Source organism: Streptomyces sp. NPDC058051, assembly GCF_042885475.1.
Taxonomy (GTDB): domain Bacteria; phylum Actinomycetota; class Actinomycetes; order Streptomycetales; family Streptomycetaceae; genus Streptomyces.
Window position 1 is genome coordinate 261878 of record NZ_JBHVRW010000009.1, and the last position, 26393, is coordinate 288270.

Below are 26393 nucleotides of genomic sequence, written 5' to 3' on the forward strand. Positions count from 1 at the left end.
GTGATCAGCCCCTCTCCGAGGTGCCACGGCCCTGGGGCGACGTGGGTGGCAGCGGGTCGGTTCGGGAGACCTGGGTCTCCGGGTAGGCGACATGGCCGGGTGCGACCGGGGGTGCGGGAACCTCGTCGATCGAGCCGGCGTGCTCGATGCGGCAGGCGCACACCTTGTACTCGGGGATCTTGGAGCGGGGGTCGAGGGCGTCGATGGTCAGGGCGTTGGCCGCGGTGGGGACGGGCCAGTGGTACGGGATGAAGACGGTGTCGGGGCGGATCGCCTCGGTGACCAGGGCGGGGAAGACCTCGCTTCCGCGCCGGGTGACGACGCGGACCGGTTCGCCGTTGCGGAAGCCGTGGGAGGGATGAAGCTCGGCCCAGGGGCGGGGGGTCTGTTCGACGAGGGCGCCCAGGCGTCGGGTCTGGTTGCCGGAGAGGAAGTGGGCGACGGTGCGTCCGGTGGTCAGCGACATGGGGTGCTCGTCGTCGTACGGGTCCATCGGCGGGTGCCACTCGACGACCTGGAGGTGGATCTTGCCGTCGGGGTGATAGGTCTTCCCGTCCTCGAAGAGCCGGGGGGTTCCGGGGTGGTCGGTGGAGGGGCAGGGCCACGCGATGCCGCCGGTCTCCTCCAGCCGCTCGTAGGTGATGCCGTAGTAGTCGTTGACGGTGCCGGCGGAGGCGATCCGCAGCTCGTCGAAGACCTCGCGGGAGTCCGCGAAGGCGAACTTGTCGCCCGCGCCCAGGCGCCTGGCGAGTTCGCACATCACCCAGGTGTCGGTCCGTACGCCGGGGGGCGGGTCCTGGGCCTTGTTGTGCTTGACCACCCGGGCCTCGGCGTTGGCCATCACCCCTTCGTCCTCGGCCCAGGTGGTGACGGGGAAGACGACATGCGCGTTGGCGGCGGTCTCGGAAAGGAAGAAGTCGAATTGGGCATGGAACTCTGTGGCGTCGTAGCCCTCCTTGACCACCTTGTAGTTGGGGAGGGAGACGAAGGGGTTGTTGCAGATGCCGATCAGTCCACGGATCTCCTGGCGCTGCATCTGCCAGACCATTTCCATCATCGAGGTGCCGGCGGGAGGGAGTTCGGACTCCTCGATGCCCCAGATCTCGCAGATCTGCCTGCGGTGCTCCTCGTTCATGATCGAGCGGCCGCCGGGAAGAAGATCGGCCTTCTGGCCGTGCTCGCGACCGCCCTGCCCGTTGCCCTGGCCGGTGAGGGTGCCGTACCCGGCGCCGGGCTTGCCGATGTTGCCGGTGGCGGCGCACAGGTTGATCACGGTGAGGCAGTTCTCGACGCCCTGCGAGTGGTGTTCGATGCCACGGGCGTGCCAGGCCATGGCCTTGGGGGCGCGGGCGAAGACGCGGGCGACCTGAACGATCTGCTCGGCGGGCACACCGCAGATCTCGGCGGCGCGGGACGGCGGGTACGCGGCGGCCTTGGCCTTCACCTCCTCCCAGCCGGTGGTGTGGGCGGCGAGATAGGCCGCGTCGGTCAGGCCCTCCTCGATGACCACGTTCAGCACGGAGTTGAAGAAGGCCGAGTCGGTACCGGGTTTGAGTGCGACATGGATGTCGGCGGTGCGGGCGATGGCGGTCTGCCGCGGGTCGATGACGATCAGGCTCGCACCGCGGTCCCGGGCCCCCCACACGTACTGGGTCATCACGGGGAAGCACTCGCCGACGTTGGAGCCCGCGATCAGCAGGCAGTCGGTGAGCAGGATGTCGGAGAAGGGGTTGCCGGCCCGGTCGATGCCGAAGGCGAGCTTGTTGGCACCGGCGGCGCTCACCATGCAGAGTCGGCCGTTGTAGTCGACATGCCGGGATTTGAGGGCGACCCGGGCGAACTTGCCGACCAGATAGGTCTTTTCGGAGAAGAGGCTGGCGCCGCCGAGGAGCCCGAAGGCGTCGTTCCCGTACGTCTGCTGAATGCGCTTGATCTCGGAGACGGTGAAGTCGAGTGCCTCGTCCCAGGACACCTCGCGGAAGTCCTCGTCACGGGTACGGCGCATGAGCGGGGCGGTGAGCCGGTCGGGGTGGTTGACCTGCTGGTACGCGTTGATGCCCTTGGGGCACAGCCGCATCCGGTTGATGTCGTGGTTACGGGGTTCGACGCCGAAGACCTTGCCGCCTCGGTCGACACGCAGGTACATCCCGCACTGGACCCCGCAGAAGCAGCAGTGGGTGGGGACGAGCGTCTCGCCCTCCTGGTCGGCGTGCCAGCGGTCGGCCGGGATACCTCCCGCGTCCCGGAAGGCGCGGGTGCCGGGCGGTGCGAGGGAAGGGTCGAGAGGAACGACCATATGGGGATCTGCACGTGGATCTGCACGTGGATCTGCACGTGGATCTGCACGTGGATCTGCACGGGCATCCGTACCGGGATCCGTACGGGAATCTGCCGCTCGCGGTTCCGAGGTCACTGGAAGCCCTTCTTCACCTGGGAGAGGTAGGCGCTGCCGCGCAGCACCCGCTTGCAGCGCGGGCAGTATTCGGCCCACTCGTCGAAGTCGAGGCTGAGGTCGCGCATGGTGCCACGGAGGTTCTGGACGTACGGCCCGGTATCGATGGGCTCTTCGCAGCGGCGGCAGGCGAAGACCTCCTGGCCCTGCCGCGCCGTGTATTTGAACAGCTGCATGCCGACCGCGGCCGGGCGCTGGACGATGTGGAAGAACTTCCCGAAGGGGATGTAGATGAGGGTGAAGACGACCGACACCATGTGCAGGATCGCCAGGAACTGGTAGCCGCCACCGTGCAGGAAGATCGACGAGAAGGTGAGCAGCAGGCCGGTCACGGAGATGACGATCAGAGCGATCAGCGGCACCAGGTCGTAGGCGAAGCGCTGACCGGTGATGGCTCCGCGGTCCTTCATCCGCCGCCAGAGGAAGTACGCGGCGCCGGGGATGACGAGCACGGCGGCGATGTCCAGTCCGTGGAACATCAGCCAGCCCAGGATGTTCAGGGAGTCGAATCCGATGATCTTGAAGCCCCAGATGCGCATCTCGTATCCGGGGCCCGAACCGGAACCGGAGGTGAAGGTGAACCAGCCCCAGGTCAGGGGGAAGGTGATCAGGGAGGCGAGAATGCAGCCCCAGAAGATCAGCTGGTGGGCGGCCCAGCGGGCATGGGAGCGGGCTCCGAGGAATTTCTGGAAGCCCAGATAGGTGGCGATCATTCTGGGCAGGGCGGTCGGGGCCTTGCGGAAGTTGGCCACGGAGAAGAAGCTCCGCCACCCCTGCTTGAACAGGCGCCGGGCGCCGGGCGCGGAAACCCAGACCGTGTAGCGGTAGGCGACGCCGAAGGCGAGGAAGACGGTGGCGACGGCGTAAGGGAGGAGGGCGGAGTCGAAGTTCTCCAGCAGGCGGCTGCCGAACACGATCGCGAGGATCAGCAGGGCGGAGACGAGCGCGCCGGCCGCGGTCGCACGGGCGGTGACGGAGCGGGGTACCGCGACCGGGGATCCGGTGGCCCCGGCAGGCGGCGGGTTGCCGGGCGCTCCGTCGGAGCCGGTGCGTGCACCGGGGGCGGGCTGCGCGACTGCGGCGGATGCGTCTGTTGGCTCGGTCACCCAGCCACCGTATGGCCATATGGGACATTTGGTCCTGTTTTGCGGCTCCCAGGGTGAGCCGCTCACCCGGCCCTCCCTCAGCGCGTCGGGCAGCCTGCGGCGCACCGGCGCGTGGGGCAGCCCGCCGTGCGCCAGCCCGTAGGTCAGCCTGCCGTGCGCCAGCGCGTGAGACACGCCCGCCGTGCGCCAGCGCGTCGGGCTGCCCGCGGTGCGGCGGCCCTTCGCGGTGCGTCAGACCGCTCGCAGTCCGCGGGATGCGAAGATCTCGCGGGCCGAGGCGACCTCTTCGGGGGTGGGTGACGGGGTGTCGTGCAGGGTGAAGGGCTTGCCCAGTGCCTGCCACTTCGCCTCGCCGAGCTTGTGGAAGGGCAGGACGTCGACGCGGGAGACATTGCCGAGGGAGGCCGCGAAGGAGGCGACCCCGTCGACGTTGACCGGATCGTCGGTCAGGCCCGGCACCAGCACGAAGCGGACGTGCACCTCTTTGCCGAGCTCCGCCAGGCGGCGGGCGAAGTCCAGGGTCGGCTCCAGCGGACGACCGGTGACCTTGCGGTAGGTGGCCCGGTCCCACGACTTGATGTCGAGCAGGACCAGATCGACATCGCGCAGCAGGGCGTCGGTGGCGCGGGCGCCCAGGAAGCCGCTGGTGTCCAGGGCGGTGTGCAGCCCGAGCTCGTTCTTGAAGCGGTGGAAGAGCTCACCGGCGAAGACCGGCTGGAGCAGGGGTTCGCCGCCGCTGATGGTGGCGCCGCCGCCTGCGGCCCGGATGAAGGTCGTGTACGTGCTCGCTTCGGCGATGAGGTCGTCCGCCGACGTCCGGGTACCGCTGCGCATCCTCAGGGTGTCGGGGTTGTGGCAGTAGAGGCAGGCCAGCGGGCAGCCGGCCAGGAAGGTGACGAAGCGGGTTCCGGGTCCGTCGACGCCCGTCGACAGATCCCAGGAGTGGACCGACCCGGAGATCGGCCGCCGTGTCGCCGCGCCCGCCGGAGTGACGGGGGTACCGACGGTGTCGACGCAGTCGGTGGTGTCGAAGTCGATGTCGTCGAGGAGTGCGGCCATGGCAGGGCCTCCTGTGCGGGGCGGGTCGTTCGGTGGCCGGGTTCGGCAGGAGTGGAGCGCGCGGCGCCGGGGCCCCACGGGGGATGGGCGTCCGACGCCGCGCGGTTCGGGGGGCTCGGAACGATCAGGACGGGTCGGGTCGGGTCGGGACGGGTCGGGACGGGTCGGGACGGGACGGGACGGGGCAGGTCAGGTCAGAACGCGTCAGGACGGATCAGGACGGATCAGAGCGAGCCATGGAAGGTGCGGTTGATGACGTCGAGCTGCTGCTCACGCGTCAGCCGAACGAAGTTGACCGCGTATCCGGAGACCCGGACGGTCAGCTGCGGATAGTCCTCCGGATGCTCCATGGCGTCTTCGAGAGTCGCCTTGTCGAGCACGTTGACGTTCATGTGGAAGCCGCCGCTCTCCGTGTATCCGTCCAGGACACCGGCAAGGTTGTGCACCCGCTCCTCGGGGGTGCGTCCGAGCGCGTCCGGCGTGATGGTGTTGGTCAGCGAGATGCCGTCCTCGGCGTCGTCGTACGGCAGCTTGGCGACCGACAGGGCGGAGGCGATGTAGCCGTGCTCGTCGCGCCCGTTCATCGGGTTGGCGCCCGGGGCGAACGGGGTGCCGGAGCGGCGGCCGTCTGGGGTGTTGCCGGTCTTCTTGCCGTAGACGACGTTGGAGGTGATGGTCAGCACCGACTGGGTGTGGACCGCGCCCCGGTAGGTCGGGTGCTCACGGACCTTCTCCATGAAGTCGTGGACGATGCCGCGGGCGATGGCGTCGGCACGGTCGTCGTTGTTGCCGTACGCCGGGTAGTCGCCCTCGATCTCGTAGTCCGTCGCAAGGCCCGTCTCGTCCCGGATCACCCTGACCCGGGCGTACTTCATGGCGGAGAGCGAGTCGGCGGCGACGGACAGGCCGGCGATGCCGCAGGCCATGGTGCGCAGGATCTCCTGGTCGTGGAGGGCCATCTCCAGACGCTCGTACGCGTACTTGTCGTGCATGTAGTGGATGACGTTGAGCGCGTGCACATACGTCCTGGCCAACCAGCCCAGCATCGCGTCGTACCGCTCGGCGACGGTCGCGTGATCGAGGTACTCGCCGGTGACCGGTTCGAAGCCGCTCACGACGAGCTTGCCCGTCCTCTCGTCACGGCCGCCGTTGATCGCGTACAGCAGCGCCTTGGCGACGTTGACGCGGGCGCCGAAGAACTGCATCTGCTTGCCCATCGCCATCGCGGAGACGCAGCAGGCGATCGCCGTGTCGTCGCCGTACTTCGGGCGCATCAGCTCGTCCGACTCGAACTGGAGGGCCGAGGTGTCGATCGCGACCTTCGCGGCGAACTCCTTGAATCCGGCGGGGAGTCGCCGCGACCAGAAGACCGTGAGGTTCGGCTCGGGGGCCGGGCCCAGGTTGTAGAGGGTCTGCAAGGCCCGGAAGGTCGTACGGGAGACGAGCGGACGGCCGTCCTCACCGATGCCGGCCATCGACCAGGTGACCCAGGTCGGGTCGCCGGAGTACAGCTCGTTGTACTCCGGGGTGCGCAGGAAGCGGACGATACGGAGCTTGATGACGAAGTCGTCGATGAACTCCTGTGCCCGCTCCTCCGTGATGAGTCCGCGTTCGATGTCACGCTGGAGGTAGATGTCGAGGAAGTTGTCGATGCGGCCGATCGACATGGCCGCGCCGTTCTGCTCCTTCACGGCGCCGAGATAGCCGAAGTACAGCCACTGCACGGCCTCGCGGCCGGTGCGGGCGGGTCCGGCGATGTCGTAGCCGTACGACAGCGCCATCGCCTTGAGCTCATCGAGAGCCTTGATCTGTTCGGCGATCTCCTCGCGGTCCCTGATGACGTGCTCGGTCGGCCACTGCTCACCGAGGGCGGTCTTGTCGGCCTCCTTGGCCGCGATGAGCCGGTCGACGCCGTAGAGGGCGACGCGCCGGTAGTCCCCGATGATGCGACCGCGACCGTAGGCGTCCGGCAGTCCTGTGATGATGCCGGAGGAGCGGCACGCCCGGATCTCGGGCGTGTACGCGTCGAAGACACCTTCGTTGTGGGTCTTGCGGAGACGGGTGTAGATCTCCCTGACTTCCGGGTCGGCCTCGTAGCCGTACGCGTTCAGGGCGCCCTCGACCATCCGCCAGCCCCCGTTCGGCATGATGGCGCGCTTGAGCGGGGCGTCGGTCTGGAGCCCGACGATCAGATCGCGGTCGGCGTCGATGTAACCGGGCCCGAAGGCGTCGATCCGGGACGGGGTCCTCACGTCGACGTCGTGGACGCCTCGGGCGGTCTCGTCCGGGAACATCGTAAGGAGCCTCCGCCACACCTCGGTGGTCCGGGCGGTCGGACCGGCGAGGAAGGAACTGTCGCCCTCGTACAGGGTGTAGTTCCGCTGGACGAAGTCACGGACGTCGATGGCGTCGCGCCACAGCCCGCCCCTGAAGCCTTCCCAGGCCCCACTGCCCGTCGTCGCCCCCGCCGCAGGCACCGTCTCTGCCGCAGGCATCGTCCCTGCCGTAGGCGTCGTCCCTGCCGTAGGCACCGTCCCCGCCGCTGGCACCGTCTCTGCCGCACTCGCCGTCTCCACCGCAGGCACCGTCTCTGCCGCACTCGCCGTCTCCACCGCAGGCACCGTCTCTGCCGCAGGCATCGTCTCCGCCGCACTCGCCGTCATGGTCCGCACCGCACCTTCCGGGATCGTCCGTGCTCCCCATCGCGTCATTGCGCTTGCGTCCATTGCACTCCCGATTTCCGCGATCGCGGGCCCGCGATGGTCCCTGCTGAAGGGCCCAAGGTCCCGTCAGACGGCGGCAGCATGCGCACACAGCGGCGCTGACCTGTGGTTTCCGTAGGGACTTTGGACCCTCATACCCTTGTGAACACATTCACAAGAATTTTCCGGATCACGCCCGGGGCGCGTCCCCGAAGGCCGCCGACCCCTCTGGTGTGCTGATCCCCATGGCCAGAATGACTGCCCGAAGCCGCACGGAGAAGCACCGCGCGTCGACTCCGCTGGAACTCTTCTTCGACCTCTGCTTCGTCGTCGCCGTGGCCCAGGCCGGCAAGCGACTGCTGCCCGCCGTCGCCGAGGGCCACGCCGCCACCGGAATCGCCAGCTACGCGGCCGTGTTCTTCGCGATCTGGTGGGCCTGGGTCAACTTCACCTGGTTCGCCTCGGCCTACGACACCGACGACCCGATCTACCGCGTGGTCACGTTCGTCCAGATCGCCGGGGTGCTCATCCTCGCCGCCGGGGTGCCGCGCGCCTTCGACTCGGGCGACTGGACGGTCGGCCTGGCCGGCTATGTCGTGATGCGGCTCGCCATGACCAGCCAGTGGCTGCGCGTCGCGTACCGCACCCGGGGTTCCGAGCGGCGCGTCGCGGTGCGGTACGCCGTCGGGATCGCCGTGGTACAGCTGGGCTGGATCGGCATGGTGGCCCTGACCGGCGACAAGGGCGAAGCACGTGCCGCCGCCTACGTCGTGCTCGTGCTGGCGGAGCTCTCCGTCCCGGCGTTCGCCGAGCACGACCGCGCGACGAGCTGGCATCCGCACCACATCGGCGAGCGCTACGGCCTGTTCACGATCATCGTGCTGGGCGAGACGGTCGCGGCGGCCACGGTCGCGGTCCAGGAGGCGCTGGACGAACATGAGGCTTTCGCGGAGCTGCTGCCGATCGCCGCGGGCGGGCTGCTGATCGTCTTCTCCGCCTGGTGGATCTATTTCGCCGTGCCGATCCATGATTACCTGCGCGGCAGCAGGGAAGCGTTCGTCTGGGGATACGGGCACTTCCTGATCTTCGGTGCCGCTGCCGCGATCGGCTCGGGCATCGAGGTCGCGGTGGAGGAGGCCGTGGGCCAGGCCCACGTCTCGGACACGGTGGCTGCCGCCGCGGTGACCGTTCCCTCCGCACTCTTCCTGCTGACCGTGTGGGCGCTGCACGTCCGCCATTTCAAGCGCGATCTCGCCGAGCAACTGCTTCTCCCCGTGGCCTCGCTGGCCATCCTGGTCTGTACGGGCGCCGGGGGGTGGGCGGTGTTCGCGGCGGGCCTGGTGGCGGCGGCGACCGTGGCCGTGGGGGTGACGTTGTCCCGACGGCCCGCTCCGGCACGGTGAGCACGCGGGCGGGGATCAACGCGGCAGGCGGCGGGCGGTGTGCGACACGTGACGGGCGGCATGCCGTGTACGGCACGTGGAGAGTGGCAGGGCGCGTGCGGCACGTAGAGAGCAGCAGGGCGCGTGCGGCACGTGGAGCGTCGCACGGGATGAATTCGGTGAGGAGCACGTGATGGCGAGAGATCCGCAGAAATCGACCGGCCCCTCCACACCACCGCATGCCACTGACCAGCATGCCACCCACCCGCTCGACCCGCTCGACGCGCTGACCGATGCCTCGGAGCCACTCGACACGCCCACCGACGCCACGGGACCACTGGACGCGCTGACCGACGTCGCAGGACCACTGGACGCGCTGACCGACGTCGCGGGGCTGCGCGTCGGGCACGCGCGGGTGGCGGGCGCCGGGGCGCTGAGCGGCACCACCGTCGTTCTCGCCCCCGAGGGCGGCGTGATCGCGGCCGTCGACGTCCGCGGCGGCGGCCCCGGCACCCGGGAGACGGACGCCCTCGACCCACGCAATCTGGTCCAGCGCATCGATGCCGTCGTCCTGACGGGCGGCAGTGCGTACGGCCTGGATGCGGCGTCGGGCGTGATGGCGTGGCTGGAGGAGCGGGGGCGCGGGGTGCGGGTGGGCCCCGACCCGGCGCAGGTGGTGCCGGTGGTCCCCGCAGCGTGCGTCTTCGACCTGGGCCGGGGCGGCGACTGGAAGGCCCGCCCCGACGCCTCGACCGGCCGCGCCGCGGTGGAGGACGCGGCGGGTACGGAACCGGGGGCGCCGGTCGTCGAGGGGAGTGTGGGCGCCGGTACGGGCGCGGTGGCCGGACAGCTCAAGGGCGGAGTGGGCACGGCGAGCGTGCGGCTGCCGTCCGGGATCACGGTGGGCGCACTCGTCGTGGTGAACGCGGCGGGTTCGGTCGTCGACCCGCGTACCGGAACGCTGTACGGGGAGTACGGCGCCGCCGAACCGCCGGTGCGCCCCGCGCCAGAGGTCCACCGGGCGGCGCAGCGGCGCCTGGCCGAGGTACGGGAGGCGGACGCGCGGCCTCCGCTCAACACCACGCTCGCTGTCGTCGCCACGGACGCGGATCTCACCCGGGCCCAGGCGCAGAAGCTCGCGGGTACGGCGCACGACGGGCTGGCGCGCGCCGTCCGCCCCGTACATCTCCTGACCGACGGGGACACCGTCTTCGCCCTCGCCACCGGCACCCGGCCGCTGGATCCGCGGAACCCGGTGGCGCTCAACGGTCTGCTGGCGGCCGGCGCGGAAGCGGTGAGCCGCGCCATCGTGAAGGCCGTCCGGGCAGCTCAGAGCGTCGACGGCTGCCGTTATCCCGCCTACAGCGATCTCTACGACGCGCACAGGCCGCCGTAACGGCCGCCGCCACCGAGCCACCCGGACCCCGACTCGCCTGTCCGGTAAGGAAGTTCGGGCGAATCGTCAGGAACCATCCGCGTACGCCAAACGTTTTCCTGAACCCCGGTCACGATGTCCGACCCAGGGACTACGTTAAGCACGCACCTAGTAACACGAGGCGACGGCCTGGAGACAGCACCTTGAGCGATCCGTACGAGACAACCGAGCAGCACCTCGAGCGACTCCTGCGACGCGCACTCAACTCTTTCGACCTGCCCGACAGCACGGTCGAGAGACTCGGTACCGCACTCGCCCACAGCAGTTCCCTGCACTCCTCGCACCACAGTTCCGTACTCCACCGCGAGACCTACCGGCATACATATCTGCTGACCGACGGCACCCCGCTCACCTTGTGGGAGCTGGTGCACGGCGGTCAGCGGAGTGCGGAGGAGCAGCGTCCGGGGACGAGGCCCGTCCTCCGGCACCACGAGCTGTACGACGACGAGGCCGACGCCCATATCGCCGCCGCCAGGTTGACCGGCGGCTTCGGCGAGGTCCCCGTGTTCGGGGACGACGGGCCGCAGGCCGACCTGGAGATACTCACGGTCCTGATGGCGGCTCCCCCGGCCCCGCTGCCCCGTATGTACGCCCCGGACAACTCCGCCGACCACGCCCGTCGCGTCCTGCGCCGCGCCGAGAACAGCGACGGGCCCGGCGAGGAGACCGCCCGGCTGCTGCGCGCCGCCTTCGCCCACCACATCACCCAGGTGTTCGGCCGGCAGTGCCGGGTGGACGGGCGGGACGCCGGATTCACACTGTACGAGCACGCCTTCCTCCTCCTCGACGGCAGCGAGACGAGCCTGTGGGAGGTCGAGCACACGGCCACACCGGACGGCCGCCACATGTGTGAGGTGTACGGCGACGAGGACTCCGCGCGCGGAGCCATGGAGAGCCGCACGCGCATCTGCTGACGGGACCGAAGGCAGGCCGGGCCGGACCTGAGGCAAACCGGGCGGGGGCCAAACCGGGCCGGACCTGAGGCAAACCGGGCCGGACACCGATGGCCGGAGACACACGCGACGGTGCCCGCACCCCATCGGGGGTGCGGGCACCGTCGCACACATCACACGTGATCAAGACGTCGTCACGGGCGTCACGGCGTCAGCGCGGGCGCCACGGCGTCGTCACGGGCGTCACGGCGTCAGCGCGGGCGCCTTGCCCAGCTCGGCCCCGGGCCCACCCGCGGTGTCCACCGACTCCGTCCGCGCGGACGCGGCGTCCACACCCTCGCCGCCGCCCTCCACGTGCTGCCTCGACCGCGCCGGAAGCGCGAACATCAACAGGAAGATCACTGCGAGCACCCCGGCCACCCACCACAGCGCGTGCTGGAACGCCTCCACATACGCCGGGCCCACTTGCTGCAGCGTCAGCCGGTCCGCGATCGAGCCGAAGAAGACGACCGAGACCAGTCCGAGTCCGAGCGCATTGCCCATCTGCTGCAGGGTGTTGATCAGTCCGGACGCCGAACCCGAGTGCTCCTTCGGCACCTCGGACAGCACCGCGTCCGTCAGCGGGGCCACGATCAGCCCCATGCCAATGCCCATGACCAGCAGCGGCAACGCCATCTGCCAGGACGTGATGCCCATGCCGTAACGGTCGGACTCCCAGATGTAGAGGAGCAGGCCGGCGACCATCAGCAGCGCGCCCGCCTGGAGAACCTTCCGCCCGAAACGGGGCACCAGCTTCTGTACGGAGATACCGGCGGCGAACGAGACGGCGACCGAGAACGGGATACCGGTCGTACCGGCCCGCAGCGCGCTCCAGCCCAGGCCCACCTGCATGTAGAGCGTCCAGACCAGGAAGAAGGTACCGAGACCGATACCGAAGGTCAGCTGCACGGCGATGCCGGCCGCGAAGCTCTTGACCCGGAACAGCGACAGCTCGATCAGCGGCGAACCGTCCTTGTGTGCCTTCCTCCGCTCGAACACGACCAGCACCAGGAACACCAGAAGGCTGCCCGCCATGCACACATGGCCCCAGACCGGCCAGCCCAGCTCCCGCCCACGGGTGAGCGGGTAGATCAGCATCAGCAGCCCCAGCGTCACCAGGGCGACACCGGTCAGGTCGAGCCGGAGCGCCTTGGGGGCCTTCGACTCGGTGATGAACCGACCGCCGAGGATCAGGCCCGCGATACCGACCGGCAGATTGATCAGGAAGATCGGCCGCCATTCGAGACCGGCGATGTTCCACTCGGTGAGCAGCGCGCCCAGCAGCGGCCCCGAGACCGCGCCGAGGCCGACTATCGCGCCGAAGAGGCCGAAGACCTTGCCGCGCTCGTGCGCCGGGAAGGTGGCGTGCACGATCGAGAGCACCTGCGGAACCATCAGCGCGGCGGTCCCGCCCTGGAGAATGCGGGAGGCGACCAGCATCTCCGGGTTCGCGGCGAAACCGCAGAGCGCGGAGGCCAGTGTGAAGCCGCCTATTCCGATGAGGAACAGCCGCTTGCGGCCGTAGATGTCGCCCAGGCGACCACCGGTGATCAGACCGGCCGCGAAAGCCAGGGCGTAACCGGCGGTGATCCACTGGATCGAGCTGAACGAGGCGCCGGTGTCCCGCTGAATGCTCGGGATGGCGACGTTGACGATCGTGACGTCGACCAGGTCCATGAAGGCCGCGGTCATCACGATGGCGAGCGCGAACCAGCGTCGCCGGTCCGACGGTTGCGAGGACACCGCGGGCCCGGATGTCGTGGACGACAGAGAGGGGGAGGAAGTCATGAAGAGAAGATAAACAGCCATTAGGTCAGTTCATGACCTAATGAAGAGGCACCCTGAGAGGGAGATGACCGAAACCCCGACCCAGGGGCCTGACACCCATGACCGAGACCCGACCCAGGACCCTGGCGCCCATGGCCGAGACCCCGGGAAGAGGTCGATACCCATGGCCGAGACCCAGAACCAGAACCAGAACCAGACCCGGACCCAGACCCAGACCCGGACAAGAGGCTGGCACTCATGACCGACACCCCGGCACGACTGCTGAATCTTCTGTCGCTCCTCCAGACACCGCGCGAATGGCCGGGCAGCGAGCTCTCCGAGCGGCTCGACGTCAGCCAGCGCACCATCAGGCGCGACATCGACAGGCTCCGCGCGCTCGGCTATCCGGTCGAGGCGTCGCGCGGGTCGGTGGGCGGCTACCGCCTCGTCGCGGGCACCGCCATGCCGCCGCTGCTCCTCGACGACGAGGAGGCGGTGGCCATCGCGGTGGGTCTGCGAGCGGGCGCCGGCCACGCCATCGAGGGGGTGGACGAGGCGTCCGTCCGGGCTCTGGCGAAGCTGGAGCAGGTGCTGCCGTCTCGGTTGCGGCACCGGGTCTCGACGCTGCAGAACGCGACGATGCCGCTGACCCGAGGTGACGGCTCGACGGTCGACCCGCACACGCTGACGGTGATGGCGGCGGCGGTCACCGGGCGGGAGCGCCTGCGGTTCGCGTACCGGGCGGGTGACGGCGCCGAGACGAAACGGGAGGCCGAGCCGTACCGGCTGGTGAGCACGGGGTGGCGCTGGTATCTCGTGGCGTACGACCTGGGACGCGAGGACTGGCGTACGTTCCGGGTCGACCGGGTCACCGAGCCGTTCGCGACCGGGGCGCGTTTCACCCCGCGTGAGCTGCCCACGGGCGACGCGGCGGAGTTCCTCAGCAGTTCCATCGCCCGACGGCAGCCGGAGCGGGCTCTGGCCCTGGCTGTCGAGGTGAGCTTCGCGGCCCCGGTCGACTTCGTGTCCGCGCGGCTGCCGGCCTCGATCGGCCCGGTGGAGGGGACCGGTGAGAACAGCTGCCGGCTGCGGGCCGTCCTGTCGGACTCGCTGGAGTGGGTGGCCGTGCGACTGGCACTCGTGGACTGCGAGTTCACCGTGCACGAACCGCCGCAGCTGGTGGAACACCTGGGCCGTCTGGGCGCCCGCCTGAGCCGCGCGGCAACCCGCTGACAAGCAACCTGCTGACACACCCGGCAGCACCACCCCCACCACACCAGCCACCGCCAACACACCAGCGCCTCAGCACCCCAGCACCCCAGCACCCCAGCACCCCAGCACACCGTCACCCGAAATGCGGCACCGCCAGAAGAACTCCCCCTGGCACCGGAAAGAACCCGAACAACGCCGGCCCGGCACCGGAAAAGAATGAGCCCCGGCGCCAGGGGGGGGTGGGCGCCGGGACTCAGCTCGGGGGTCACACGAAGCGACCTATTTCGGAGGTTACTGGACTCGCGCTCACGCCGCAGCGTCAAAACCCGTGTCGTGAGCCATTCGCTTCAGTTCGAGCAGCGCGTGCTTCTCTATCTGGCGGATCCGCTCCCGGGTCAGCCCGTGCTGCTTGCCCACCTCGGTGAGGGTCCGCTCACGGCCGTCCTCGATGCCGTACCGCATGCGGATGATCGACGCGGTGCGGTTGTCGAGCTTGCCGATCAGGTCCTCCAGCTCCTCGCTGCGCAACAGCGTCATCACCGACTGCTCGGGCGACACCGCGGAGGTGTCCTCCAGCAGATCGCCGAACTGCGTCTCACCCTCGTCGTCCACGGACATGTTTAGGCTGACCGGGTCACGGGCCCAGTCCAGGACGTCACCCACGCGCTCCGGTGTGGAGCCCAGATCGGCGGCTATCTCCGCGTGCTCCGGCTCGCGTCCGTGCTCACGGTTGAACTCGCGCTGGACCCGGCGGATCCGGCCGAGCTCCTCCACCAGGTGGACGGGGAGCCGGATCGTACGGGACTGGTCGGCTATGGAACGGGTGATGGCCTGGCGGATCCACCATGTCGCGTACGTGGAGAACTTGAAGCCCTTGGCGTAGTCGAACTTCTCGACCGCGCGCACCAGACCCGCGTTGCCCTCCTGGATCAGGTCGAGCAGGGGCAGCCCGGCCCGCGGGTAGCGGCGGGCGACGGCAACGACGAGCCGGAGGTTGGATCGGATGAATATGTCCTTGGCGCGCTCGCCCTCGGCGACCAGCGCCTCCAGCTCCTCGCGCGCGGCTCCACCGGCTTCGCTCTCCACCACACCGTCGAGAATCTGCCGCGCGAAGACACCCGCTTCGACGATCTGCGACAGCTCGACCTCCTTTGCGGCATCGAGCAGCGGTGTACGCGCGATCTCGTCCAGGTACATGCCGACCAGGTCGCGATCGGCGATCTCTCCGCCCGCTGCGCGAACACTGCTTGCCCGGCCGGTCCCACCGGTGGCGGACGAACGACGGGCGACGGCACGGGTTGCCATGCGTGCTCCCTTGCTGAGTAGGTCGCGACACCCTCTCGGGTGCCCTGCATCCGATGGAAACAACGACTGGAATCCGGACAGAATTCCCATGCCTGGCATTCATTTTCGCGATCATGCAGTACCCTGTTCCGCCGCGAAGGGAGCGATCATGCCGAGCATCCGCTCAGACGTGCAGGTCAGGCCGGGGGCCGCAGGTGATTTGGTGGCGCTCACCGACATCTACAACCATTACGTCCGTGAGACCGCGGTCACATTCGACACGACCCCCTTTACACCTGAACAGCGGCTGCCGTGGCTTCGTTCCCATCCCGAAGACGGCCCCCACCGCCTCCTGGTTGCTCAGGATGTCCGCATTGTCGGCCCTTCTTCAGTTCTGGGGTTCGCCACCAGCAGCGTTTTTCGGCCCAAGGCCGCGTATTCGACCTCGGTCGAGGTGAGCGTGTACTGCGCCCCGCAAGCCGTCGGCCGCGGCATCGGCACGCTTCTCTACTCGTCCCTGTTCGACGCGTTGGCCGACGAGAACCTGCATCGCGCGTACGCGGGCATCACCCAGCCCAACGACGCCTCCGTCCGGCTGCACGAGCGCTTCGGTTTCCGCCACGTCGGAACGTACGCCGAGGTCGGCCGGAAGCTCGACACGTACTGGGACGTGGCCTGGTACGAGAAGCGACTGGGACCACAGTCCTAGGGCCCGGTGTGGTCGCGACATAGGTCCGCGGCCCGTTACGCGCCGCGGGCGCCGCGCCTAGCGTTCTGCCGCATGAGCGATGCGACGAACGGGAACGGGAACGGCACACCTGGCAGGAACGAGAAGGCAGGCGGGAACGAGAAAGCCGGCGGGAACGGGAAGGCCGTCACCGACAGCACGGCGGACGGGGACGGCAAGGCCGCCAACGACAGCACGGCGGACAGGGCCCGGACAGCCGGCGACGGCACGGCGGACAGGGCCCGGACAGCCGGCGACGGCACGGCGGACAGGGCCCGGACAGCCGGCGACGGCACGGCGGACAGGGGCGCCGACGACACCACGGGCACGCTCGACGAAGCGCTGGAACGCCTCCACGCCGCAGGTCCCGAACGGAACGGCTGGCTGAGCAACCACGGCCCGATGGCCGTGGAGGCACTGGTCCGGCACGGCCAGGCACCGGCCGTCCACCGATGGCTCGACTACTACAGCGGCAAGCTGGAGGACATGCCGGACACCACGACGCGGGTGACCGCCGAGAACTGGCGCGAGGCCCTGGGCGACCCGCGCCGTATCGCGGACTGGACGGTGTACTTCGAGCGGGAGACGGCCGAACGCCCCTGGCGCGACGTCCTGACCGAGTGGTGGCCACGACTGCTGCCCGGCATCGCGGCGGGCGCCACCCACCCCGTGATCCGGGTCGGCCACTCCGTACGCACCCTGCTCGTCGGCGAGGCGAGCGCGCCGCGCGTCACCGAGCTCGCCCACGGCCTCGGCTACTGGGCCGCCCGCCACCAGCCGCTGCCGGCGCTGACGCCCCTGGCACCCGCGCCGAGCGCCGCGGACGCACTGGCCTCCGTTCCACCGGTGCCCGAGCAGAGCGGCGGCATCCGGGACCGACTGGCGCAGCTCACCGCGTTCCCGGTGTGGCCGCAAGGGTTCACCGACGACCCGGACGAGGCACGGGCCCGGCTGGTGGAGCTGGTGCGGGCCGCCGTCCATCGCTACGCCACACACGGGTACGGCGAACCGACCATGCTGGTGCACGCCGCGACCGCGCCCAACGCCGTACTGCGCACGCTGCCCGCGCTCCCCCGCGCCTTGTGGGCGCCGAGCCTGACGGCCGCCTGGGCGGCGAGCGCCGCGGTCACCGCCGCGTACGACCCGACCGAGCCGGCCCCGTACACACCGACGGCGGCGTCCGCGGAAGAGCTCTTCGCACGTGCGGCTGCGCACGGCGACGACCACACGATCAAGTTCACGGACACCGCGCTGGACATCGGCGACGCGACGGCCCTCGCCGCCGCACTCCGTTCGATCGAGCTGAACGCGCCGGCCCTGTAAGCGCCGCAGCAGTCCCTGGCCGGACGGCCTCGATCCGCATCCCAGCCGAACCACACCTGTCCTCAGCCGAGCCCCGGCCACCCCCGGCCGGACCGCGCCCCCGGCCTCAGCCGAACTGCACCGACCGCTTCGCGAGCCCCATCCAGAAGCCGTCGATGACACTGCGGCCCTGGTCCAGCTCGCCCTCCGAGGCGCCGAGCGTCACGAAGAGCGGTGCGAAGTGCTCGGTGCGGGGGTGGGCCAGTCGGCCGGCCGGGGACTTGTGCTCGAAGTCCAGAAGCGCGTCGACGTCCCGGGCCTGGAGCGCCCGGTTCCCCCAGTCGTCGAACTCGGCCGACCAGCCGGGGGTGCCGCCCGCGTGGCGCAGGGCGGCCAGGTTGTGGGTGAAGAAGCCGCTGCCGATGATCAGGACGCCCTCGTCGCGCAGGGGTGCGAGTTTGCGCCCGATGTCCATCAGCTTCTGCGGGTCCAGCGTCGGCATGGAGATCTGGAGGACGGGGATGTCGGCGCCGGGGAACATCTCCACCAGCGGAACGTATGCCCCGTGGTCGAGCCCGCGGTCCGGGATGTCCTGCACCGGCGTACCGGCTCCGCGCAGCAGTTTGCGTACGTTCTCCGCCAGCGCCGGGGCGCCCGGGGCGGCGTACCGCACCTGGTAGTAGTGCTCGGGAAAACCCCAGAAGTCATAGACGAGCGGAACCGCCTCCGTCGCACCGAGGGCGAGCGGAGCCTCCTCCCAGTGCGCGGAGACCATCAGGATCGCGCGGGGGCGGGGCAGGCCGGCGGACCAGGCGGCCAGTTCGCCGGGCCAGACGGGGTCGTCGGCCAGCGGCGGTGCGCCGTGGGAGAGGTAGAGGGCGGGCATGCGCTCCGCGGTGACAGTCATGGCACTCCCCATCCGCTGCTGCTCAAGGTATGTCTTCTAGTGGTCCGTATTGAGAAGGAAGCATTCTTTAATCTTCAAGCTCCTACTCCCAGAGACCTTAGCTCTATCTAGTTAAACTTTCAAGAAAAGGTCGTACAGTGGAGTACATGACCACGGCACCCCCCGGCGAGCCCCGTTGGCTCTCCGACCAAGAACAGAGCGTCTGGCGTGCGTATCTCCACGCCACCACGCTCCTGGAGGACCACCTCGACCGCCAGCTGCAGCGCGATGCGGGCATGCCGCACATCTATTACGGGCTGCTCGTCCAGCTCTCCCAGGCGCCGCGCCACCAGAAGCGGATGACCGAACTGGCCAAGGACGCCAAGATCACCCGCTCGCGGCTCTCGCATGCTGTGGCACGGCTGGAGAAGAGCGGCTGGGTGCGTCGCGAGAACTGCCCGTCCGACAAGCGCGGCCAGAACGCGGTCCTCACCGACGAGGGCTACGAGATGCTCCGCCGGTCGGCGCCGGGCCACGTCAGTGCCGTACGCCAGGCGATGTTCGACCGGCTCACACCCGAGCAGGTGCGCTCGCTCGGCGAGATCATGCAGGTCGTCGCCGCCGGACTGCAACCGGAAGGCACGGACGCGGACCTGCCCTGGCTGCGCTGAGCCGCGCACCGCGCCCGCGCAGACACCACGTACGCACCCGCGCACATCCCGTACGCGCACGACCCACGCAGCGCGTACGCACTGAGCACCAAGCGCACCGAGCACCGAGCGCGCACGACACCGACGCGGCTCTGCCCCGGTTCCGTCGAACGGAACCGGGGCAGAGCCGCGTTCACCTCGCTTCACGACCACATGGCTTCACGTCACACCGTGTCTCACACCGTGTCACGCCACATGGCGCGCGTCAGTGGGCGACGACCGGGATCTCGAACTCGTCCTCGATACGGTCGGCAGTGCCCGAACCGGAGGTTCCGGTCGTCGTGGTCATCGAGGGACGTCCGGCGTTGATGAAGGTCACAGCGATCGCGGAGGCGGCCACCAGGATGCCGACGGCCCACCAGATGGCACCGGTGAAGCCGTGCACCATCGACTGGAGCTTCAGCAGCTCCGGGTCGGTGGCACCGAGCGCGGCGTGCGAGGTGGCGTACGCCGTCGCGGCGGACGCGGCGATGGTGTTCAGCAGCGCCGTACCGATCGCACCGCCCACCTGCTGCGAGGTGTTGACCATCGCGGAGGCGACCCCCGAGTCACGCGGCTCGACGCCGTGCGTGGCCAGCGACATGGCCGGCATGAACGCCGTGCCCATGCCCAGGCCCAGCAGGAGCTGCCCGGGCAGGATGACCGCGGTGTAGGAGGAACCGACCTCCAGCCGCGTCAGCAGCAGCATGCCGACGGCTGCGACCAGGAAGCCGGGGCCCATGAGCGCGCGCGCCGGAACCCGGGTCATCAGCCGGGCGCCGATCTGCGTCGAGCCGGTGATCATGCCCGCGATCATCGGGAGGAAGGCGAAGCCGGTCCTGATCGGCGAGTAGCCCTTCACGACCTGCAGGTAGTACGTGAGGAAGAGGAACAGCCCGAACATCGCGATGATGGCCAGCCCCAGCGAGAGGTAGACACCACCGCGGTTGCGGTCGAGCAGGACGCGCAGCGGCAGCAGCGGCGACGCGACCCGGGCCTCGATCAGGACGAACGCCAGGAGCAGCACGCCGGACGCGACGAACATGCCGATGGTCAGCGAGTCCGACCAGCCGGCGGACTCGGCACGGGTGAATCCGTACACCAGCGAGACCAGACCCAGCGCGGACAGGACGACGCCCGGGATGTCGAGCGACGAACGGTTACGGCTGCCGGCCGGCTCACGGATCACGAAGTACGCGCCCGCCGCCGCGATGATCGCGAACGGGATGTTGACGAAGAACGTCCAGCGCCAGTTCAGCGCCTGGGTGAGGAAGCCGCCGAGAATCAGGCCGACGGCGCCACCGCCACCGGCGATCGCACCGTAGATGCCGAACGCCTTGGCGCGCTCCTTGGCATCGGTGAACATCACGGCGAGCAGCGACAGGGCCGCGGGGGCGAGCAGCGCGCCGAAAACGCCCTGGAGCGCGCGCGAGCCGAACAGCATGCCCTGGTTCTGCGCCGCCCCACCGAGCGCGGAGGCCAGCGCGAAGCCGATCAGGCCGACGACGAAGGTCCGCTTGCGGCCCCAGAGGTCGGCGATCCGGCCCCCGAAGAGCAGCAGCCCGCCGAAGGCGAGGGCATAGGCCGTAATGACCCACTGCTTGTTGGCGTCGGAAATCCCCAGGGCTGTCTGGGCGTGCGGCAGTGCGATGTTCACGATCGTGGCATCGAGCACGACCATCAGCTGCGCGAGGGCGATGAACGCCAGCGCTTTCCAGCGACTGGGGTCCGGAAGTCGTATATCGGCTGTTTTTGACATGGAGGTATCCACCTAAGGACGCGCAGGGGCGCGCGAGGTCGTGAACCGAGAGATCGGTGAACGGGCGGTCGGTCGAGGACGGTCGACAGGACGACGGTCGATGTCGGCGGTCGGCGGTCGGCGGTCGGCGGTCGGCGGTCGGCGGTCGGCGGTCGAATGTGTGGTGAAAGGGAGTGCGGTGAGAGGGACAGGGGTGGTCAAGGCGTGGCGGCGGCGCGCTGCCGCGAGCCCTGCTCAAGGGCCCGGTCCGGCGCGTGCGTCATGGCCGACGCCGCAGATCCTCCAAAGTCGCCGCCGTTCCGGGAAGTTGTGACCGGGCCGGAGCCTCCAGCCCGTCCAGGAACAGCTGTAGATGGCGGTGGGTGAACCGGTCGATGTCCAGGCAGCCGATGCCGGGCAGCGGCCGGGTGAGCTGGGAGAGGGCGACCACTACGTCACCGACGGCGATGTCGGTACGCAGGCGCCCTGCGGTCATGGCACTCGCCACGAGCCCCTCGACGGCCTCTTCGAGGCGTCGGCGCTCGGCGAGCAGTTCGGGATGGTCCTTGTCGAAGCCGCCGGACAGCATCGGGCACAGCGCACCGATCCGTTCGTCGGCCGCCGCGTGCACGAAGCGGCTGAGAGCGGCGAAGGGGTCGTCCTCTTCGGCCGCCGCCTCCCGCGCACGGTCGGTGGTGCGGGAGGTGACCGAGAGCACGACCTCGTGCGTCAGCGCCGCCCGGTCGGGGAAGTTCCGGTAGAGCGTGGCATTGCCGACGCCGGCGCGGCGAGCGACCTCGTCGAGCGGCACATCGGGCCCGAACTCGACGAACATCTCTCGCGCGGCCGTCACGATCCGCTCCCGGTTGCGCAACGCGTCGGCCCGCGGACGGGTTGCCCGGGTCTGCGCTGCTCCCGTGGTGGTGCGGGTGACGGTGTCCACGACTGCTGCCCCTGCCTTCCGGCTCTTCCGGTCCTCGTTGCGACGCCCCCGGTCCTGGCGACGCCGTTTGTTCATCGTGGCTCCCCCATTCCGTAACCGGGGAACGCCTCCCCGCTTTCGCGGAGACACAGGTTCAAACGGGGAAGGGATCCCCGGTTATTTCTCACCACCATGTGACCTGGGACACATGCCAAAAACAGGAAAACCAACCGATTGGCGCACCCAACGAGCGGTGCCGCACCACCCGCCACAGGCTGAGCCGCAGAGGGCAGTCCGGGCCGGCGGACTGCCGCGGACCCCGAGGCGCCTCTATGCAAAAGCCCCGCCACCGGATACGCCGCCACCCGATCGCTCTCGGCTCGGCAACAGCCCTGTTCATAGCCGTCACCACCACGGCCAGCGGCAATCTGCCGATACCCAGCCGGGCCACGGCCGGCCCGACGTCACTGGCCCGTACGGTGGGGATCGCGCCGTGCCGAATAGCGGCGACGATGGGCGTGCAGATGTCGGAGGGCATGCCGACTCCGGCCCACTACGCCCGCTCCACCGGCAAGGTCCACGCCCTCAACCTGATGATCGACTTCCCGGACGCACCCGGCACCGAACCGGCGATGGACCGGTACGACGAATTCTTCCCGCAGACCGCCAAGTGGTTCCGGACCTCCTCGTACGGGCGACTCACCTACATACCCGACGCCCCCGTGAAATCCTGGCTGCGGATGCCGATGCCGTTCTCGGACTACGGGATCGACCGCGGATCACCGTACGAGCCCGGCTACCGCCAGCTCGTCCAGGACATCGTCGCCACCGCCGATCCGAAGGTCGACTTCAGCAAGTACGACCTGGTCAACATCCTGGTCACACCGAACGCCGGGCCTTCCGCCCTGGACACCGTCCTGTCCGTGACGTTCTCCGGCAACGACGACGCCCCACACGCGGACGGTGTGCCGCTCACCAACGCGTCCTTCATCTACAGCCGCCAGGACGACGGCTCGGGATCGTTCGAACAGACCGGATACCGCGTCCTGCCGCACGAGAACGGCCACGTCTTCGGCCTTCCCGACCTCTACACGCTGGAGGGCGGGGGCTCGGTCGGACACTGGGACATCATGTCCGAGGACTGGGGCGCCAACAACGACCTGCTGGGCTGGCACAAGTGGAAGCTCGGCTGGCTGGACAACAAGCAGATCAGCTGCGCCGCCAAGCCCGGCACCAGCGACCACGTCCTGAGACCGCTGGCCACCAAGGGCGGGACGAAGCTGGCATTCATACCGCTCAGCAGCGAGTCCGGCTACGCGGTGGAGGTACGGACCCGGGCAGGCAACGACCAGGCGGTCTGCCGGCCCGGCGTACTGATCTACAAGGTGAACTCGGACGTAGACACGGGCCAGGGTCCGGTGTCGGTGGTGGACAGCACCAAGGGCAGCAGCGGCTGCACCCGACTGCCCAATGTGCACGCCGAGCTCTCCGACGCCCCCTACCAGCCCGGCGGAACCTTCACCGACCGGACCCACGGCATACGCATATCCGTGGTCGACAAGGACGACAAGGGCGACTACCGCGTCCGCATCACCCGCCCCTGATACCCCTGATACCTCTGATCACGCCGGGCCACCGACATCACCACGCCATGTCCATAGCCCAGCCATCAACACCACCACGCCATCCTCATCGGCATCGGCGTCGGCATCGGCATCGCCACCCTCCTCGGCATCGGCATGGTCCCGCGGCACGGGCCCTGGCCTCCATGCGGTACACGCCCTCGCCGCCGAGATTCGCCACGCACTCGACCCGGTCGACGCCTCCGACCCGCCCGCCGCGCGCCCGCCCAAGATCACCGTCGTACACGACCGCGAGATCACCGTCGCACACCCTCGGGAGATCGCCAGGGCTTTGCCCCCGCAGCCCCTCACCAGCGAAAGCCCCGCTCACAAGCCTTCGGCGCCGCCCCAGTTGACGGCGCATCCGGTCACACGCCACCACCGGCTCCCCCTTCTGCCGTCTCCTTCCTCGCGGCGGGCCGGGCATCTCGACGTCGGCGAAAGAGGCCCCAACGGTCCAGGAACCGAATCCCCGCCCTCCGGTACAGACCCCACCCACCCGCTACACTGTTCGCGGCGGCCCGGCCCTCACCAGCCAGGCCACCCACACCCTGTCGGCAGCCCATCCGAGACCCACAACCCACCCGGGCCCGGTTCCGGACACGTTTCCGACAGATCCCCGCCTTCGTAGCTCAGGGGATAGAGCACCGCTCTCCTAAAGCGGGTGTCGCAGGTTCGAATCCTGCCGGGGGCACCAAGAAACACCTGGTCAAAGGCCCTTCCGTCCGATGGACGGGAGGGCCTTCTTCCTCGCAGCACACATATGGCACACATGTGGCTGCGGGCAGAGGTGGGGAGCTGTGCGAATGCCTGCGAAGGACGAGCTGGCCCGGCGCCGGTACGAGAAGCTGGTCGACCGCTTGGAGAGCCTGATGCGGGCTTCCCTGAAACCTCGTTACCAGGGCCACCACGGGCAGCTGATCCTGAGCAGCGGCGATCTTGAGGAGACGGGCGAACTGAAGGACGTCCGCCGTGCCGCACGCGAGGCGGGCCGCCGACTCGGCTGGCACCCGAAAACCCACATCGTCGACGCAAGACTCTTCGTGTACGACGACCGCGAGGTCCCTGGTGAGATCAGCGAGCTAGCCGCAGAGGATGCCGCTGCCGCCATCGACGCAGAACTCCGCGGCAGCGAGTAGAAGCGGGTACGGCTGGCCGTCGCCGCCCGGCCTTTACTGAGGAGGAGCCTGCGCAGCAGCCGGAATTCTGCCGCCCCCGCCCCTGCCATCGCTCTACCCTTCCCGCATGGCGATGGCCCATGGAAAGACCTCGTATGTTTGCCTGCCCTGCCGGGCCTCGTACAAGCAGCCCTTCCCCGGCCACCACGACCACGACCGGGTCTGTCCACGCTGTGCCGAACCACTGATCCACGCCGGCTCGGCCTTCGCGACACCCAAGAAGCGGGACACCGCCGCCTGGCGCACCCTCTCCGTGCTGCTCCACGCCGGTGTGCGCTTCCACAAGAACTGCTGCGGCGGCCCCGGCTACCGCCCACGCACCCTCAGTGAGGTGCGCGAGCGGATGGCCCATGCCCGGGCCACCGGAGAACCATTCGCTCGGGCGCTGGTCCGCCGCGACCTGCCCTAGGGAATGTGTTGAAAGTGGATCAAGCAATCGCCGACTCAGCGAATCAGGGGCAGCACGTATCCTCAAGGCCCTGATCATTTGCGCTTGGAGGAGTCGTATGAGCTTGGATCTGGTGCCCGTCGACCGCGAGTCGGCCGCCGGGGCTGTCCTGCTGACCGGCATCCCCGGGAGTGGGAAGTCGACGGTGGCCGCTGCGCTGGCCGGCCGGTTCCGGATGTCGGCCCATATCGAGGTGGATGCACTCCAGCAGATGATCGTCAGCGGTGGGCAATGGCCCTCGCCGACCGCGAACGCGGAAGCCGACCGGCAGATTTTCCTGCGGGCCCGCAACGCGTGCCTTCTGGCGGACAGTTTCGTGCGGGCCGGTTTCATCCCGGTGCTCGATGATGTCGTGGTCCGTCGTTCCCACCTTGACTTCTACCGCACGACGCTGGCGGCCGTGCCACTCCACATCATCATCCTGGCTCCGGGCCCGGCAGAGGCATGGCGGCGCAACCAGGCTCGGGAGAAGGCCCTGGCCACGGACTGGTCGCCACTGGATGAGGCGATGCGCTCCGAGCTCGGGCAGCAGGGCACCTGGATCGACAACGCTGCGCAGACAGTTGAAGAGACAGTCGAAGCGATCCTGACTGCGACCAGTCTGGCCTCCAGTTCTGAGGTCGATCAGCCTCTGCGATGATCGCCAGGTGGCGCGTGGAGATCTGACGGATACCCAGTGGGACCGGCTGGCGCCGTTGCTGCCCGGGGGCAAGAAACCGGGACGTCCGCCGATATGGACAAGACGGCAGCTGATCGACGGCATCCGGTTTCGGACCCGCACTGGCGTCCCATGGTGAGATGCCCCGGAGAGGTACGGCCCCTGGGGCCGGGTGTGCGACTTGTTCCGCCGCTGGCAGCGGGACGGGACCTGGCAGAGCATCCTTGCCGAACTGCAGGCCCAGTCGGATGCCAAGGAACTCATAACCTGGGACATCAACGTCGACTCCACCGTGCACCGTGCACCGGGCCCACCAGCACGCCGCCGGGGCGCGGAAAAGGGGATCTACAAGAGGAGCCGCCCGGCGGTGTCGGCACGGCGGAGTCGGACGACCACGGCCTTGGACGCTCGCGCGGCGGCCTGACGACCAAGCTGCATCTGGCCGTCGAGCAGGCCAGAAGCCGACGTCGATCGTGATCACTACCGGACAGCGAGGGGACTCTGCGCAGTTCGAATCCGTCCTGGAGAAGATCCGCGTCTCCCGTCCCGGTCCGGGCAGACCACGCACCCGTCCGAATCGGGTCCGCGCCGACAAAGCGTACGTCTCCCGAAAGAACCGCGCCTATCTGCGCAGGCGCGGTATCCGCTGCACGATTCCAGACAAGGCGGACCAGGCCCGGAACCGCAAGAACCTCGGCTCGCACGGTGGACGGCCGCCGGAGTTCGCCAAGATCGACCACCGCGAACGCCACGCGGCTGAGTGCGGTATCAATCGCCTCAAGCGACACCGGGCCGTGGGTGAGGTCGACTCGGGGCGCCCTGCCGATGTCTCCACCAGCGGGTTTCCCCGAGCCGCCTCCCGAACCCGGCGTGCCCGTCTCCGGGCACCGGG

Annotated in this window: 23 protein-coding genes and 1 tRNA gene; 14 read left to right on the top strand and 10 right to left on the bottom strand. The window is 69.2% G+C overall.

From position 1 onward, the window contains the following. Window positions 1-4 precede the first annotated feature (4 nt). From ACFVUT_RS17390 to pflB, 4 genes are all read right to left on the bottom strand, one after another. Window positions 5-2296, bottom strand: a complete 2292-nt coding sequence (locus ACFVUT_RS17390) for a molybdopterin oxidoreductase family protein (protein WP_389648679.1) — start codon at window positions 2294-2296, stop codon at window positions 5-7. Window positions 2297-2409: 113 nt separating this feature from the next. Further along, window positions 2410-3558, bottom strand: a complete 1149-nt coding sequence (locus tag ACFVUT_RS17395) for an MFS transporter (protein WP_389648676.1) — start codon at window positions 3556-3558, stop codon at window positions 2410-2412. A 231-nt stretch (window positions 3559-3789) separates the two neighbouring features. Next, window positions 3790-4617 carry a pyruvate formate-lyase-activating protein gene (gene pflA, locus ACFVUT_RS17400; RefSeq protein ID WP_389648674.1) on the bottom strand — a complete coding sequence of 276 codons (828 nt, stop codon included), beginning with the start codon at window positions 4615-4617 and terminating at the stop codon, window positions 3790-3792. A gap of 224 nt (window positions 4618-4841) precedes the next feature. After that, a complete protein-coding gene (gene pflB, locus ACFVUT_RS17405; protein WP_389648672.1) occupies window positions 4842-7112 on the bottom strand; it encodes a formate C-acetyltransferase in 2271 nt (756 codons plus the stop codon). Between the two features lie 461 nt (window positions 7113-7573). Between pflB and ACFVUT_RS17410 the strand changes: the two genes are divergently transcribed. From ACFVUT_RS17410 to ACFVUT_RS17420, 3 genes are all read left to right on the top strand, one after another. After that, the gene (locus ACFVUT_RS17410; protein WP_389648670.1) at window positions 7574-8722 is read left to right on the top strand and encodes a low temperature requirement protein A; all 1149 of its coding nucleotides are present in this window, start codon (window positions 7574-7576) and stop codon (window positions 8720-8722) included. Between the two features lie 172 nt (window positions 8723-8894). After that, a complete protein-coding gene (locus tag ACFVUT_RS17415; protein WP_389648667.1) occupies window positions 8895-10097 on the top strand; it encodes a P1 family peptidase in 1203 nt (400 codons plus the stop codon). A 182-nt stretch (window positions 10098-10279) separates the two neighbouring features. Further along, complete coding sequence (locus ACFVUT_RS17420; RefSeq protein ID WP_389648664.1) at window positions 10280-11050, top strand: DUF6227 family protein; 771 nt, start codon at window positions 10280-10282, stop codon at window positions 11048-11050. Between the two features lie 222 nt (window positions 11051-11272). Here the strand turns inward: ACFVUT_RS17420 and ACFVUT_RS17425 are convergent, their stop codons facing one another. Beyond that, window positions 11273-12856, bottom strand: coding sequence for an MFS transporter (locus ACFVUT_RS17425; protein WP_389648662.1), 1584 nt, complete (start codon window positions 12854-12856; stop codon window positions 11273-11275). Between the two features lie 237 nt (window positions 12857-13093). On the opposite strand from ACFVUT_RS17425, the gene ACFVUT_RS17430 reads away from it, so the two are divergent. After that, window positions 13094-14068, top strand: a complete 975-nt coding sequence (locus ACFVUT_RS17430) for a helix-turn-helix transcriptional regulator (protein WP_389648659.1) — start codon at window positions 13094-13096, stop codon at window positions 14066-14068. Between the two features lie 285 nt (window positions 14069-14353). Here ACFVUT_RS17430 and ACFVUT_RS17435 read toward each other — a convergent pair whose 3' ends face one another. After that, window positions 14354-15352 carry an RNA polymerase sigma factor RpoD/SigA gene (locus tag ACFVUT_RS17435; RefSeq protein ID WP_389648656.1) on the bottom strand — a complete coding sequence of 333 codons (999 nt, stop codon included), beginning with the start codon at window positions 15350-15352 and terminating at the stop codon, window positions 14354-14356. A gap of 148 nt (window positions 15353-15500) precedes the next feature. On the opposite strand from ACFVUT_RS17435, the gene ACFVUT_RS17440 reads away from it, so the two are divergent. Both ACFVUT_RS17440 and ACFVUT_RS17445 read left to right on the top strand, forming a co-directional pair. Continuing rightward, complete coding sequence (locus tag ACFVUT_RS17440) at window positions 15501-16040, top strand: GNAT family N-acetyltransferase (RefSeq protein WP_389648653.1); 540 nt, start codon at window positions 15501-15503, stop codon at window positions 16038-16040. Between the two features lie 360 nt (window positions 16041-16400). Further along, window positions 16401-17381: a questin oxidase family protein gene (locus tag ACFVUT_RS17445; protein WP_389649269.1), complete on the top strand. Its 981-nt coding sequence runs from the start codon at window positions 16401-16403 to the stop codon at window positions 17379-17381. Between the two features lie 106 nt (window positions 17382-17487). On the opposite strand, the gene ACFVUT_RS17450 is transcribed toward ACFVUT_RS17445, so the two are convergent. Then, a complete protein-coding gene (locus tag ACFVUT_RS17450; RefSeq protein ID WP_389648650.1) occupies window positions 17488-18267 on the bottom strand; it encodes a dioxygenase in 780 nt (259 codons plus the stop codon). Window positions 18268-18404: 137 nt separating this feature from the next. Between ACFVUT_RS17450 and ACFVUT_RS17455 the strand changes: the two genes are divergently transcribed. Next, window positions 18405-18917, top strand: coding sequence for a MarR family winged helix-turn-helix transcriptional regulator (locus ACFVUT_RS17455; protein ID WP_389648647.1), 513 nt, complete (start codon window positions 18405-18407; stop codon window positions 18915-18917). 244 nt (window positions 18918-19161) lie between these two features. Here the strand turns inward: ACFVUT_RS17455 and ACFVUT_RS17460 are convergent, their stop codons facing one another. Both ACFVUT_RS17460 and ACFVUT_RS17465 read right to left on the bottom strand, forming a co-directional pair. Then, on the bottom strand, window positions 19162-20694 hold the full coding sequence (locus ACFVUT_RS17460) for an MFS transporter (RefSeq protein WP_389648644.1): 1533 nt from the start codon (window positions 20692-20694) through the stop codon (window positions 19162-19164). A 259-nt stretch (window positions 20695-20953) separates the two neighbouring features. Then, a complete protein-coding gene (locus tag ACFVUT_RS17465; protein WP_389649266.1) occupies window positions 20954-21616 on the bottom strand; it encodes a TetR/AcrR family transcriptional regulator in 663 nt (220 codons plus the stop codon). A gap of 311 nt (window positions 21617-21927) precedes the next feature. On the opposite strand from ACFVUT_RS17465, the gene ACFVUT_RS17470 reads away from it, so the two are divergent. Then, on the top strand, window positions 21928-23199 hold the full coding sequence (locus ACFVUT_RS17470; RefSeq protein WP_389648642.1) for a M6 family metalloprotease domain-containing protein: 1272 nt from the start codon (window positions 21928-21930) through the stop codon (window positions 23197-23199). 18 nt (window positions 23200-23217) lie between these two features. On the opposite strand, the gene ACFVUT_RS17475 is transcribed toward ACFVUT_RS17470, so the two are convergent. Then, the gene (locus tag ACFVUT_RS17475; protein WP_389648639.1) at window positions 23218-23349 is read right to left on the bottom strand and encodes a hypothetical protein; all 132 of its coding nucleotides are present in this window, start codon (window positions 23347-23349) and stop codon (window positions 23218-23220) included. Between the two features lie 489 nt (window positions 23350-23838). On the opposite strand from ACFVUT_RS17475, the gene ACFVUT_RS17480 reads away from it, so the two are divergent. The 6 genes from ACFVUT_RS17480 to ACFVUT_RS17505 form a co-directional block, all read left to right on the top strand. After that, window positions 23839-23914 (top strand) — tRNA-Arg (locus ACFVUT_RS17480). Window positions 23915-24023: 109 nt separating this feature from the next. Continuing rightward, window positions 24024-24356: a hypothetical protein gene (locus ACFVUT_RS17485; protein ID WP_389648636.1), complete on the top strand. Its 333-nt coding sequence runs from the start codon at window positions 24024-24026 to the stop codon at window positions 24354-24356. Window positions 24357-24468: 112 nt separating this feature from the next. Further along, window positions 24469-24804: a deoxyxylulose-5-phosphate synthase gene (locus tag ACFVUT_RS17490; RefSeq protein WP_389649263.1), complete on the top strand. Its 336-nt coding sequence runs from the start codon at window positions 24469-24471 to the stop codon at window positions 24802-24804. 97 nt (window positions 24805-24901) lie between these two features. Next, window positions 24902-25483, top strand: a complete 582-nt coding sequence (locus ACFVUT_RS17495; protein ID WP_389648633.1) for an AAA family ATPase — start codon at window positions 24902-24904, stop codon at window positions 25481-25483. A 7-nt stretch (window positions 25484-25490) separates the two neighbouring features. Further along, a complete protein-coding gene (locus tag ACFVUT_RS17500) occupies window positions 25491-25640 on the top strand; it encodes a transposase (RefSeq protein WP_389648631.1) in 150 nt (49 codons plus the stop codon). A 334-nt stretch (window positions 25641-25974) separates the two neighbouring features. Further along, on the top strand, window positions 25975-26393 hold a 419-nt coding region (locus ACFVUT_RS17505), incomplete at its 3' end, for a transposase (protein ID WP_389670982.1).